Origin of the sequence: Shewanella livingstonensis (assembly GCF_003855395.1) — a bacterium.
GTDB classification, from domain to species: domain Bacteria; phylum Pseudomonadota; class Gammaproteobacteria; order Enterobacterales; family Shewanellaceae; genus Shewanella; species Shewanella livingstonensis.
Genome location: NZ_CP034015.1, coordinates 3,133,060 through 3,146,585 on the forward strand (window position 1 = coordinate 3,133,060; position 13,526 = coordinate 3,146,585).

The 13,526-nt window shown below is 41.0% G+C and carries 10 protein-coding genes; 5 read left to right on the forward strand and 5 right to left on the reverse strand.

Annotation, left to right across the window (positions count from 1 at the left end; genetic code table 11):
• Positions 1–4 precede the first annotated feature (4 nt).
• Positions 5–3,541, forward strand: a complete 3,537-nt coding sequence (mfd, locus tag EGC82_RS13525) for a transcription-repair coupling factor (protein WP_124731230.1) — start codon at positions 5–7, stop codon at positions 3,539–3,541.
• Positions 3,531–4,523: a peptidoglycan binding protein CsiV gene (locus EGC82_RS13530; RefSeq protein WP_124731231.1), complete on the forward strand. Its 993-nt coding sequence runs from the start codon at positions 3,531–3,533 to the stop codon at positions 4,521–4,523. Before mfd ends, EGC82_RS13530 begins: the two co-directional genes overlap by 11 nt.
• A gap of 136 nt (positions 4,524–4,659) precedes the next feature.
• Here EGC82_RS13530 and nagZ read toward each other — a convergent pair whose 3' ends face one another.
• Positions 4,660–5,685, reverse strand: coding sequence for a beta-N-acetylhexosaminidase (gene nagZ / locus EGC82_RS13535; RefSeq protein ID WP_124731232.1), 1,026 nt, complete (start codon positions 5,683–5,685; stop codon positions 4,660–4,662).
• 233 nt (positions 5,686–5,918) lie between these two features.
• On the opposite strand from nagZ, the gene EGC82_RS13540 reads away from it, so the two are divergent.
• On the forward strand, positions 5,919–7,295 hold the full coding sequence (locus tag EGC82_RS13540; protein WP_124731233.1) for an L-serine ammonia-lyase: 1,377 nt from the start codon (positions 5,919–5,921) through the stop codon (positions 7,293–7,295).
• 208 nt (positions 7,296–7,503) lie between these two features.
• Here EGC82_RS13540 and EGC82_RS13545 read toward each other — a convergent pair whose 3' ends face one another.
• The 3 genes from EGC82_RS13545 to trhO all read right to left on the reverse strand — a co-directional run bounded on the left by EGC82_RS13545 (position 7,504) and on the right by trhO (position 11,252).
• Positions 7,504–7,971, reverse strand: coding sequence for a CreA family protein (locus EGC82_RS13545; RefSeq protein ID WP_124731234.1), 468 nt, complete (start codon positions 7,969–7,971; stop codon positions 7,504–7,506).
• Between the two features lie 291 nt (positions 7,972–8,262).
• A complete protein-coding gene (yegD, locus tag EGC82_RS13550; protein WP_124731235.1) occupies positions 8,263–9,669 on the reverse strand; it encodes a molecular chaperone in 1,407 nt (468 codons plus the stop codon).
• Positions 9,670–10,205: 536 nt separating this feature from the next.
• Positions 10,206–11,252: an oxygen-dependent tRNA uridine(34) hydroxylase TrhO gene (gene trhO, locus EGC82_RS13555; protein WP_164839137.1), complete on the reverse strand. Its 1,047-nt coding sequence runs from the start codon at positions 11,250–11,252 to the stop codon at positions 10,206–10,208.
• A gap of 225 nt (positions 11,253–11,477) precedes the next feature.
• On the opposite strand from trhO, the gene EGC82_RS13560 reads away from it, so the two are divergent.
• Together EGC82_RS13560 and EGC82_RS13565 are read left to right on the forward strand one after the other, a co-directional pair.
• Complete coding sequence (locus EGC82_RS13560) at positions 11,478–12,194, forward strand: glutathione S-transferase (RefSeq protein WP_124731236.1); 717 nt, start codon at positions 11,478–11,480, stop codon at positions 12,192–12,194.
• Between the two features lie 176 nt (positions 12,195–12,370).
• On the forward strand, positions 12,371–12,571 hold the full coding sequence (locus EGC82_RS13565; protein ID WP_124731237.1) for a hypothetical protein: 201 nt from the start codon (positions 12,371–12,373) through the stop codon (positions 12,569–12,571).
• A 601-nt stretch (positions 12,572–13,172) separates the two neighbouring features.
• On the opposite strand, the gene EGC82_RS13570 is transcribed toward EGC82_RS13565, so the two are convergent.
• Positions 13,173–13,508, reverse strand: coding sequence for a hypothetical protein (locus tag EGC82_RS13570; RefSeq protein WP_124731238.1), 336 nt, complete (start codon positions 13,506–13,508; stop codon positions 13,173–13,175).
• Positions 13,509–13,526: the final 18 nt, after the last annotated feature.

The following is a 13,526-nucleotide window of genomic DNA, read 5'->3' on the forward strand; positions in this document are numbered from 1 at the left end:
TTTAATGAACCTATTTAGTGTACTCACGCCGCCGAGTGTAAAAAAAGGCCAACAAACGCAAACTTTGGCAACCTTAGGTGGGGTTTCGCAAGCCATCACCCTTGCCAATTTAATTAATAACCATGCTGGTACCAGTATTATAGTGACTCATGACACGCCCAGCGCGCTGTCTCTTGAGGTCGAGCTGAGTTATTTATTAAATCACATCAATGTGAATGTGTGTTTGTTCCCCGATCGTGAAACCTTACCTTACGACAGCTTTTCGCCACATCAAGACCTGATTTCACAGCGACTTGAAACCTTGGCGAATATTGGTCAAAGTCAGCATAATGTTGTTATCGTACCGGTAAACACCTTAATGGTGCGCTTGCCACCTAAATCATTTATGACTGCCAATGTCATGGTGCTCAATAAAGGCGATACCTACAGTTTACAGCAAGCCAGACAACACCTTACTGACACAGGTTATCATTTAGTCGATCAAGTATACGAACACGGTGAGTTTGCTATTCGAGGCTCTATCATTGATATTTTCCCTACTGGGTCTAAACAACCACTACGTATTGAATTATTTGATGATGAAGTTGAGTCAATTCGCTTCTTCGATGTTGATACTCAGCGTTCAGGTATGGCGCGAGATGCCATTCGTATGCTGCCCGCGAAAGAATTCCCCACCGACAGTAATGCCATTGAAGGCTTTAGGCAGCGTTATCGTCGTCGCTTTGAAGTGATTTCAAAAGAGGCTGAATCGGTTTATCAACTAGTTAGTCGTAATTTAATGCCTGCGGGCATTGAAAACTACTTACCACTATTTTTCGATAATACAGCCACTTTATTTGATTATTTACCTAAAAATAGCCAGCTGATCACTATAGGCAATATTGAAAAAGCCAGCTTGGCCCATTTGCATGAAGTTAACGTCCGTTACGAAGACCGACGTGTCGATCCCCTACGGCCACTGCTGGCGCCACAAGAACTTTACTTGCTTAATGATGAATTATTCGCGGCATTTAAATCCTTTAATCGAACTCAGTTATTGCAGCAATACAGTGCCACTGACACTAATAATGCTGGAGAGCAGCTAACTGAAGTCGCCTTACCCGCAAATACTCTAGTCGCCAACGTTGAGAAACTCCCCGACATCAATGCCAACCATAAACTCAAGCAACCACTCATTGCATTACAAGAATATGGCCAACAGCATTCAACGTTACTGTTTAGTGCTGAGTCTGAAGGCCGCCGAGAAGCGCTGTTAGATTTATTTGCTAAAATTGACATAAAACCGAAACAGTTTACTCATCTTAACGACTATCTAGCAGCCAAAGACAGCATAGGCTTAATTGTCTCACCTCTGGCTCGAGGTTGTGTATTAACGGACACAGCAAAAGGTGCCGTGAGCATCATTTGTGAAACCGAACTATTTGGTCAGCGTATTTCGCAACACCGACGCCGCGAAAAACAAAAACAAGTTAGCTCAGATGTATTAGTCAAAAATTTAGCCGAACTTAAGGTTGGCCAACCCATTGTTCATTTTGAACACGGCGTCGCGTTATACCAAGGATTAGAAACCCTCGATACCGGCGGCTTGGTCGCTGAGTATTTAAAACTCGAATATTCAGGTGGCGACAAACTGTATGTGCCAGTGTCATCACTGCATCTTATTAGCCGCTACAATGCTAGTGGCGACGGTAGTACTCATCTCAATAAATTGGGTAACGAAACCTGGGCTAAAGCTAAGAAAAAAGCCATAGAACGTATTCGAGACGTAGCAGCTGAACTGCTCGATGTATACGCACGTCGTCAAGCTCGTCCTGGCGAAGCTATGGATATTGATGAACAGGAATATGCCCAATTCAGCCAAGGTTTCCCATTTGAAGAGACTGTCGATCAAGAAAGCGCTATTCTTGCGGTACTTGACGATATGCAAGCACCACGTGCTATGGATCGCTTAGTGTGTGGCGATGTCGGCTTTGGTAAAACAGAAGTCGCCATGCGGGCGGCATTTGTTGCCGTTAATGCCGGTAAGCAAGTAGTCGTATTAGTACCAACCACCTTGCTTGCCCAGCAACACTACGAAAACTTTAAAGACCGTTTCGCCGATTGGCCCATTGTCATTGAAGTAATGTCACGCTTTAGAACCGCCAAAGAGCAAAGCAGCGTGGTTGAGCAACTATCCGAAGGTAAAGTCGATATTGTTATTGGCACTCATAAGTTGTTGTCATCAGAAGCCAACTTCGACAATCTCGGTTTATTAGTCATCGACGAAGAACACCGTTTTGGGGTGCGTCAAAAAGAAAAAATTAAAGCGTTACGGGCTAATGTCGACATTTTAACCCTCACAGCTACACCCATTCCGCGGACATTAAACATGGCCATGTCGGGTATGCGAGACTTATCAATTATCGCCACCCCACCCGCTAAACGTTTAGCAGTAAAAACCTTTGTGCGTGAGTATGATAAAGCCACGGCACGAGAAGCCATATTGCGTGAAATTTTACGTGGTGGCCAAGTATATTATTTACACAACAATGTCGAAACCATCGAAAAAACAGCGCAAAACATTCGCGACTTACTGCCTGAAGCCCGTGTTACCACGGCTCATGGCCAAATGCGCGAACGTGACCTTGAAAAAGTTATGTCCGACTTTTATCATCAACGTTTTAACGTGCTGGTGTGCACTACTATTATTGAAACCGGTATTGACGTTCCCAGTGCCAATACCATTATTATTGACCGAGCAGATATGTTTGGCTTAGCGCAACTGCACCAGCTTCGTGGCCGCGTTGGTCGCTCACATCATCAAGCCTATGCTTATATGATGGCACCGCACCCTAAACGCATGACCTCTGATGCACGCAAACGCCTTGAAGCTATTGAAGCATTGGAAGATCTTGGCGCCGGTTTTTTACTTGCCACGCAAGATCTTGAAATTCGTGGCGCAGGAGAATTACTTGGCGATGAACAAAGTGGCCATATCTCAAAAATTGGTTTTAGTTTATACATGGAAATGCTGGAATCTGCCGTAAAAGCTCTTAAAGAAGGTAAAGAGCCCTCTTTAGCCTATATGATGAGTGCCAAAGCAGAAATTGATTTACGTATTCCAGCGTTATTACCAGAAGATTACGTCAGTGACGTCAATATGCGTTTGTCGTTATATAAACGTATCGCTAATTGCGAAACCGACACGATGTTAGATGAACTTAAAGTCGAATTTATTGACCGTTTTGGTATGTTACCTCAGCCAACTCGCAATTTAATGGCAATTACTCTGTATAAACATCAAGCAACTGCGCTGGGTATTACTAAAATTGAAATGCACACAAAAGGTGGTAGCGTCGAATTTGGCCAGGAAAATCACGTCGATCCAATGTTTATTATTGGTTTGTTGCAAAACCAGCCACAAATCTATCGAATGGACGGGCCAAATAAGTTAAAGTTCAACATTCCTGCTGAGACAAGTAAAGAGCGTCTTGAGTTAATCAACACCTTACTTGAACAGTTCGCTAAACATCAAATTTTGGAGACAAATAGTGCTACGTAAAATTGCGATGACTATCGCCGCTATCACAGCGCTATCCCACAGCTTTTCAGCCCATGCAGAATCATGGTTTGAAGTTGAAGTGTTTGTATTTGAACGCCAACAACCATCCGTTGAAAAATGGCTAAATGCCACTCCGCCAAAACTCAGTAAAGACACTGTAGATATCATTACTCCAGTGATCAGCACCGACATAACCGGGGTTGCCGTGGGCTTAAATGGTTGTACTTCAACCGACTGGACCAATGGCGCCAGTAACTGTAATGATCCCAAGGTCAGTAATAGTACTGCGACACACCCTAGTCAAGTGCCGTTTAATATCGGCGCTAGCAAGCCACAATCGGCTTATTTGGGTCAAGGGCCATTATTGTTGGCCCAAAGCCAGGGTAAATTTAATGACTTGATGCGAACAATTAGTCGCGAACCATATGTTAAAAGCCTAGTACATTTAACCTGGCAACAAAATATGCAGTCTCGTCGAAATGCCCAGCCTGTACGCATTTTTGGTGGTAAAGATTTTTCAAAAAGTTTTGAATATCATGGCTTAAGTGTCAAAAAACCAAACTCAACAGAAGCGATGCCGGGTTCTGAATATAGTGCGTTAGGTAATGTGTATGAAGCGCCAAAAATTAACCCAGTATGGGAATTAGACGGCTCGATTAACATTTATCTTAGTCATTACCTGTATATTGAAAATAATTTAGCTTTACGTAAACCGACTCAAAAAATGCTTGAATCGAGTCCATTAGCATTTAACGAATACGCCGCATTAGAAATTGAAGGTAAAAAGCAACTGGCACCTTACCTAGAAAGTATTCCACTGATCCAAAATCGACGTGTGCGCAGTGGTGAAATCCATTATTTTGATCATCCGCAATTGGGTATTGTGATGCAAATTCGAAAAATGGCTCAACCCACTAATGTGAAACCAATCGATTTAACTGAGCGTGTTAACACTAGCCAACCAGTACCTTATACCGGTTAATAACTGAATTGGCTTATGACAAAAGCCGGATCAATTGATCCGGTTTTTTGCTTAATGGCCTAGCTCATTGACTTAATAACCTTCGCACGGGAAAATTAATACATCCCTTAACTCGGACTGTGGTTATTTAAACAATTTACAATGATTGTGCAATGCGAGTAATGTCCATCGCTAATTGTTGCGCAGCCTGCCAACGGGTTTGCTGCTCTAGTGCTTGTAACGTTTGCGCAGCATTGCCTTTTAACCCTAAGGCTGTATGTGTAGGTTCTGCGGCTGGCCAATCAAACTCTGTTAATAAGGAATTCACTCCAACAGGATCATTACACACTAAAATCATGTCACAACCAGCATCTAATGCCGCTTTAGCACGACCAAGATAATCGCCAGCAAAACTCGCCCCCTTCATGCCTAAATCATCAGAAAAAATCACCCCATCAAAACCTAATTGTTGGCGTAAAACGGTTTGTAACCAGTAAGATGAAAAGCCTGCAGGATTAGGGTCAATATTTGAATAAACCACATGTGCTGGCATCACACCTTGTAGCTGCTGAGAACCTATCAAGTGCTTAAATGGCTGCATATCAAAAGCTTCTACTTGCTCTTTAGTCCTTGGATCAACTGGCATGGCAATATGTGAATCGGCAGCAACACTGCCATGGCCCGGGAAATGTTTACCTACTGCAGCCATACCAGCCTCATTCATGCCAATGATGAACTGTTGTGCTAATGCACTGACTTCATCAGGATCAGCACTAAAACTGCGCTTACCAATCACTTCACTTATACCATTTACGTCTAAGACAGGTGCAAAACTTAAATCAATATCACAGGCTAACAGCTCAACAGCCATTAAAAACCCACACTCTTTCGCCCATTGTTTAGCTAATGTTAAATCGCCTTTAGCAACAGGTAAAATATCACCCATAGCAGGTATTAAACTAAAACCTTCACGAAAACGTTGAACTCGGCCACCTTCATGATCGACCGCAATTAATAATTCAGGCCGAATACTGCGAACACTTTTAACCAATTCAATTAATTGATTTTTATTTTCGCAGTTACGACTAAACAATATAATGCCACCTACATGTGGATGCTGTAATTGCGCAGTTTCTGTTGCAGATACAGTTAAACCTGCAAGATCCATCATTAAATAGCTCAAATCTTTCCCTTATCTATAAAGCTGACAATCACGTCAGGTTAATCAAGTCACATTATGCATCAAGTATAAGGCTGGCTAATGTGAGAATAATGCATCAAAAAAACTAATGAACAGTCATTGATTAATGTGTGGGATACTCTACCAAGAATAGGAGATAAACCGCCAACATTACTTTTGACGATTATACTCACTTATAACGAAAACAATAAACGACTCAGCAAGGGTTAAACAACATGATTAGCGTATTTGACATGTTCAAAATTGGTATCGGCCCTTCTAGCTCACATACAGTGGGCCCAATGAAGGCGGGTAAAATTTTTATACAGCATGTCGCTGATAATAATTTATTAGCGGATACCGATGAGTTACAAACAGAATTATTTGGATCTTTAGGTCAAACAGGCAAAGGCCATGGTACCGGTAAAGCGGTCATTTTAGGGCTAATGGGTGAAGACCCAGAAACGGTCAATACAGATGGCATTGATGCCATTTTAGAAACGGTATCTGTCAGCCAAAAACTCACCTTAGCAGATGGGCGTCAGGTAAAGTTTACTCGCGAAAACGGCGTTACCTACCACAGACGTAAAACATTACCGGCACATGCTAATGCCATGACCTTATATGCATTATCTAAAGGCGAATGCATATACCAGCGTACCTATTATTCGGTTGGTGGTGGCTTTATTCTTGATGAAGATGAAATCACTCAACGCAATGCCTCTCCTGCAACCCCCATTGAACAAGCACCTTATGACTTCAACAGTGCATTGCAATTACTGCAATTGTGCTGCGACAACGGCTTAAGCATTTCATCATTAATGATGGCCAATGAACTGAGCATTGCCAGTGAAGATGAGATCAAACAAGGTTTGTGGAAAATTTGGCAAACCATGAAAAACTGCGTTGAACGCGGTTATCAAAAGGAAGGCATATTGCCAGGCGGTTTAAAATTACGCCGACGTGCCCCTGCGCTCTACCGACGCTTAAAAGCGGAAGGACGAAATAACACTGACCCGTTGACCGCGATGGACTGGGTTGATTTATTTGCTTTATCGGTTAATGAACAAAATGCTGCAGGCGATCGCGTCGTTACAGCGCCAACAAACGGTGCAGCAGGGATTATTCCGGCTGTATTGTGTTACTACGATATGTTTGTGCAAGAAGTCGATATCGATGTGTGCAGCCGCTATTTGTTAACCGCTGCTGCCATTGGTATTTTGTACAAGAAAAATGCCTCGATTTCTGGCGCTGAAGTCGGTTGTCAAGGTGAAGTAGGCGTAGCCTGTTCTATGGCTGCTGGTGCGTTAACTGAAATTATGGGCGGAACTGTAGAACAGGTTGAAAATGCCGCTGAAATTGGCATGGAACATAACTTAGGCTTAACCTGCGACCCGGTTGGCGGCTTAGTGCAAGTTCCGTGTATTGAACGAAATGCTATGGGCGCTGTAAAAGCAATTAATGCGTCGCGCATGGCATTACGCGGCGACGGTAATCATAAAGTGTCACTGGATAAAGTCATTAAAACGATGATGGAAACCGGTAGAGACATGCGCAGTAAATACAAAGAGACTGCTAAAGGTGGTCTTGCAGTGAATATTGTCGAGTGTTAATTCCCCAGTATTAACACTATGAATAAAAATGCCTGTTAGTGATCCTAACAGGCATTTTTTATATCTCATTGAAACGTATTTAATGCGGAATAAGGACTATTTTACTCATGGCACAATCATGTCGACTGACTAATAAGTTTACTATGCGCCAATATAAGTATAACGGCACGACAAGCCATTAATCCAAGTACAAGGATAACCTTAGCCGTTATAGCGCTTTTGTTGGCTCAATATAAGCTTTAGTTCCCCAAAGCGGAACTGTAGATAGACTATGCTTAAAGCTTCCTGATGTTTCTTTGGTCGAATAGGATATATACATTAGCGTTTGATTTTCAGCATCAAAAATTCTTCTGATTTTCATTGTCTTAAAAAAGATGCTTTTTGATTTTTTAAATACTACGTCACCTGATTTGCTTTTATCAATTTGTGCAATCATAGCCGCGGTAATTTCACCTGTTTGTCTGCAAGAAATAGAGCTATCACTTGGATCTGAAAAACTCAGATTCTCTTCTATTGAAGCAATGTGGCAAGTGACACCAGAGACAATGTCATCCTTTAAAATATTTAATTTTATATCTTGCGTGGTAAACATGCCAAGTGAAACATCACCGACTTCGTTATCAGAACAAGCCGTAAGAAGTGCCGTTACACATAAGGCTATTAGTATTTTTTTCATCGGTAAACCTTGTAATATTAGAAGTTTATTATCGTCAAAATGGGCTAGTTACAGCATTTAGATTAAGTCACTCAAGGCATACTATCAATGGTATGCCTTTAATTATATGGATCTATAAAAGCCATAATAATATTGCTTTTATAGATGGATAGCTAAGCCGAAACTATGTTTGCCGCTATCAGCATCACAACCGCCAAACGCTGTGCTGACGATGAAAGTGGTTATCATTGTCACCGAGGCGATGACTCGAACTCAAGGTATACAAAATATGTTCATTAACATTTATCGATTCTAATTAAATGCACTTTGCGCACAACGGGTTAAACCTGCTGTTACCGAACCAAAATGATCGCCTACCACTACTTTGGCATTGGGATATACACTAGCAATTCTATCGTATATCGCTGGGCTTCTAGCGGTGCCACCAGTGACATATACAATATCAGGAGTGGTTGGCATATCGCAATCTTGCTGCTCAGCTTTAGTCGTCGCCGTTTGCATCGCTTGTTTCATTAAAGCTTCAACTTTAGCGAGGGGATCATTAATGGCTTGCTCAAATTGCGCAGCCGTTAAAGAGACAAACAGATCTTGCTCAATAAAATCTAATGAACATTGAATAGTCTCATTATCCGACAAACTAATTTTAGCCGCTTCAGCTTGGCGTACGACTTGATAACTCATTTGATTTTTTTGTACTTTTTGTAATCGAACTAATAACTCTGGCTGCTGTGCTTCTTTAATCAATTGCTCAACTAACTTACGCGATTGCAAACTGACAAATTCACGTTGGGCACTGATGTCGTTTACCGCAACCGCATACCAAAAAGGGGTTCTTGGCATAGGTTTACCATTAATCATTAGCGTATCTGCACCAAAGCTCGGCATCAATCCGGCCATAGCAAGCGCGATATCTAAATCATTGCCACCGATACGCTGACCAGAGTGACCAAAGCAATCTGAGCTGCGATCTTGTTGCTTTATATACGAAGGTCCCATTCTTACTACAGAACAATCTGTTGTGCCGCCGCCTACATCGACGACTAATACAGTATTGTCATCATTAAGATCAGACTCAAAATCCATACCCGCCGCTAAGGGTTCAAATAAAAATCTCACATCTGTGAAGCCGGAACGAATTGCAGCAAGGCGAAGAATAGCTTCTGCTTGTAGGTTACTGTCTTCACCGCCAATACCTTGAAAATTAACCGGTCGACCTATAACTGCATGACTAGCAGACGTCAGCGACTTAGCGTTTAATGCTTTGTCAGCGAGGGTTTTAACATGCTGCATCATCAAAGTAACAATGTCTTCAAATAAGGCTATTTGTTCGACACGCAGGCCATTGGCACCTAAAAATGATTTTGGCGAACGGACATAAAAACCTTCCTCAGGCATGTCTAAATAGGCATCAACAGCAGCTTGTCCTACAAATACGGCTTGTTCATCTGCAGACAAATCAAGCTCATGGCGCATTTGCTTTGCTCGCATTAATTGCGAACTGCGCAAATGAGAATATTCCGCTTTTAAATTTTCAGGTAAGCCCCAATACACAGCTTCGGCAATCAGATCGCGATCCATTGCATATAACGTTGACGGCATAAAATCTGAGTTTGCAGATAATGGCAATAACGCCACAGCATTATCAATCATTACCCCTATCGCACAGTTAGCACTGCCATAATCGAATCCAACAAACATTGGCCTACCTTTAGTCATTCAATTAAAAAAAGCGCTCAAAATAACATAATAATCGTGTTAGCTAAACTATTTATCGTATTTTATCTAACGGGAAACGTTGAGAAATAAATATGTCTACTCCATGTCGTCCATACTAAGGCTCTACCGAGTCACACCCTATTAACGATTTAGGTTAGCTATCAATAAATTAATATTCCACACCACGATATCGATACACCCAACGTTTAATCCCACTAACAATATCTATTTATTAATAAACTATGACCTTGATATTGATATTAATGGAACTCGGCAATGTAACCGCCAGCTTATGCTAGGTATGAACAATTCATTAGAGTTTGTCTGAGCTTAATAGAATTCAAGCTTTAGAGTGAGATAAACATTGCGGTGACTGAGCTTAAAAGTAACAGAAATACTTGACCATGACACATAACAGCACAGTGGCTTACTATTTGAATCTCCTTTCGTCTCGCTAAAAACGAAAAAACCCATCATGTGTTGATGGGCTCTAGCATCTAACGAGTGAACTCAGTTGATTAACTTTTACCGTTAATTTTTTCCTGTGCTTTACGCTGAGCTTCTTTTTGCTGGCGACGAGCATCAATAACTTGTTTTACATCACTGCCTATATGGGCTTCACCGCGCTGTTTGGCTAATTGAACTTGGCGCTCACGCTCAATAAATCGTTGACGCTGCTCGGCAGGCACTTTGTCGATACAATGAGGACAACTCACCCCTTGAACATATGCCTCAGTTAGCTTTTCAGCTTCGGTGATGGGCATACGACATGCATTACACTGATCGTATTGGCCTTTCTCTAAGTTGTGATTAACCGCAACTCGGTTGTCAAACACAAAACACTCACCTTCCCATAAGCTTTGCTCTTGCTCAACTTCTTCAAGATATTTTAAAATACCACCTTCAAGGTGATACACCTCATCAAAGCCCTGCTCTTTTAAATAAGCGGTTGATTTTTCACAACGAATACCGCCAGTACAAAACATCGCTACTTTCTTGTGCTTAGCAGGATCGAGGTTTTGTTTAACGTACTCAGGGAATTCACGGAAAGTTTCGGTGACTGGGTTAACAGCATTTTTAAAAGTACCAATCTTCACTTCATAATCATTACGGGTATCGACTAATATAACATCAGGATCTGAAATCAATGCATTCCAGTCTTTCGGTTTTACATAAGTACCAACAACTTTACGCGGATCTATGCCTTCAACACCCATAGTCACAATTTCTTTTTTAAGCTTTACTTTGGTGCGGTAAAATGGCATTTCATTATCAAAAGATAATTTAGTAACGATATGGTCTAAACCTGGTTGTGTCGCTAACCAAGCTAATAGTATTTCAATCGCAGCTTGGGTGCCTGCAACAGTACCATTAATCCCTTCTTGGGCTAGTAGCAAGGTCCCTTTGATATCATTTTGTTCCATAACAGTCAGCAATGGCTGTCGAACCGCTTCAAAATCAGGTAAAGCAACGAATTTGTATAATGCGCAAACCGCAACTTGAGAAGTATGTTGTCTTAACTCTTGCTGAGCATCTTGGATAAGAACTTGATTCGCATCTTGCATAACAGTAATGACTCCGCTGGCTGGAACTTAATTTCCAGTGCATATAGTAAGGTCTGCACACCGTGTGCAGATTAAAAAAACGGCCGAAAGTATACCTAAATCACACTCAAAAAAACACTAAAACAATCTGATGCACTCTTTTACATTATTGTTAGCATTTTACTTTGTAAGTATCAGCTTGAAAGCGTTACTCTATTAGTAAGACTTAATTTTAGCTGATATCTAATGAATTCTGCCATTTTATATACCTTTCGCCGCTGCCCCTATGCCATGCGCGCGCGTATTGGACTGCATTTAAGCCAACTTAATCCGCTAGTACGTGAAATAGAACTTAAGCATAAACCGACAGAGATGTTAGCCATTTCAGCAAAAGGTACAGTGCCTGTATTCGTGACCGCAGACAACCAAGTGATCAGTGAAAGCATTGATATTATGCGCTATGCATTAACTCAACATCCTGTCCTTGAAACCGATTATTTAACTGCTGACGAATATCGATTATTACTGTATTGGCTAGATAAGCCCGCGACTATATCGCTCATTCATGCTAACGATGATGACTTTAAACCTTGGTTAGATAAATATAAATATGCCGATAGATACCCACAACACAATCAATTATGGTACCGGCAACACGCTGAGCAATTTATTCAGTTATTGGAAAATACGTTACAGCAACACAAATATTTGTGTACAGATAGCCCAACATTAGCTGATTTTGCTATTTTTCCATTTATTCGGCAATTTGCGAATGTTGAACCAATATGGTTTAACAGCACACCCTATCCTAAAGTGAACGTTTGGTTAACCACGTTAATAAACAGCCCGTTATTTAACCAAACCATGTACAAATATCCGCTGTGGTTACCACAAAAAAATAGGATCTCGCTCAAACATTCAACAAATGATGCAGGGCAAGTAATACCTTTGTGCAAAAATTAAAATATTATGAATATTTAATGGTTTACGGACTATTAATTGGTTTATTTTTAACGTAAATTAAAGATGTTAGCAGTGAATAGCCGTTTGATAATATGGATTTATATTATTTTTACTGCAGAATTTAATTTTAAGTTTACACTTAACGAAGTCATTGCTGGAACGCAAAGGAACATGACATGGATAATATGGATATTACGTTAGTATTAATGCTTATCGCATTATTGATTTTACATATTCACTTTTGCTATCGAGCTTTTACCTCGAAGGCACACATCAAAAATGCCCAACGTATAGTGTGGTCTATGCTCAGTTTGTTAATGGGACCATTAGGATACTATGTCTACCAAAACATGATCCCACTCGAGTTCTACGAATAGATTTTTTTTAGCGCTTTGCTTTGAAGTTCAGTGAATAAAGCCTGATTGTTTCTTTATTCATTGTTGAACAGAAGTGTGTTTAAGGTATGCCCTACGGTCACATAAGAATTAGATCGCAAGGTTCCACCCTGCACGGGCCAAAAGGGGATCAACAGCAATCCCCCTCTTGGATCACCCCTGCCGTTCCAGCAACATTTCCGCTATTTAACCAAACAACAGCAGCGAAAAGGTCGCGACGGAAATTGATCCAGCTTTTAACTTCATTTTATTATTCTTCAGTCTTATTCGAAAATGCTAACGCTATTTTCTTCAACGACCTCAAGTTCAGAATTGAATTTAAGCATTTTAAAGCATGACTGAATCATTGTTGGAAAAAAGTTTGTTAGTGCAAAAGGTCTAAAATAAGCGGTGAGATTAGGAAATGTACGGTAATAAATTAAAGTTTACACTGACCCTGAGGTGACCCTGAGGTGACCCTGAGGGATCCTGAGGGATCCCCACGAATTTCCTGTAAATTTCTTGTGCGGAGCCGCATGCAGGGTGGTGTGGGGGCTGGAGGCTAGATACCTCCGGCTACCCGATTATGTGTCGTTCAACGAAACTAGATACATGTAAATTTAGCTTCAAGGTCAAAGCCTTGTGTATATTTCGTATCAACGTCACTAAACTCCCAAGAGCCAATTTTCGTACTAGATTTACTTTTAACAAACTTTTCAACTTCTCCTGTTTGACTATTTTTCGTAGAAATTAATTGAAAAGTTTTCCCGCCTTCGACTTCACACCTAGACTTCATAACACCTATTAACATGGAGTGGGCTCTCTCTTTTGTTTCTCCACCTACGACTGTATAGAACGAACCATCATCGTAAGGAATAGCTCTATCGGATAAGGTTATATTCGTACAACCTAAAATTAATGATATTGGAAGCAGACTCAAGTATTTCATACAGGGTAA

What these genes read in the sequence shown, in the direction of transcription:
- mfd (WP_124731230.1), top strand. Translation starts at nt 5, where the DNA reads ATGAACCTATTTAGTGTACTCACGCCGCCGAGTGTAAAAAAAGGCCAA.
- EGC82_RS13540 (WP_124731233.1), top strand. Translation starts at nt 5,919, where the DNA reads ATGATTAGCGTATTTGACATGTTCAAAATTGGTATCGGCCCTTCTAGC.
- EGC82_RS13545 (WP_124731234.1), bottom strand. Translation starts at nt 7,971, where the DNA reads ATGAAAAAAATACTAATAGCCTTATGTGTAACGGCACTTCTTACGGCT.
- yegD (WP_124731235.1), bottom strand. Translation starts at nt 9,669, where the DNA reads ATGTTTGTTGGATTCGATTATGGCAGTGCTAACTGTGCGATAGGGGTA.
- trhO (WP_164839137.1), bottom strand. Translation starts at nt 11,252, where the DNA reads ATGCAAGATGCGAATCAAGTTCTTATCCAAGATGCTCAGCAAGAGTTA.
- EGC82_RS13560 (WP_124731236.1), top strand. Translation starts at nt 11,478, where the DNA reads ATGAATTCTGCCATTTTATATACCTTTCGCCGCTGCCCCTATGCCATG.
- EGC82_RS13565 (WP_124731237.1), top strand. Translation starts at nt 12,371, where the DNA reads ATGGATAATATGGATATTACGTTAGTATTAATGCTTATCGCATTATTG.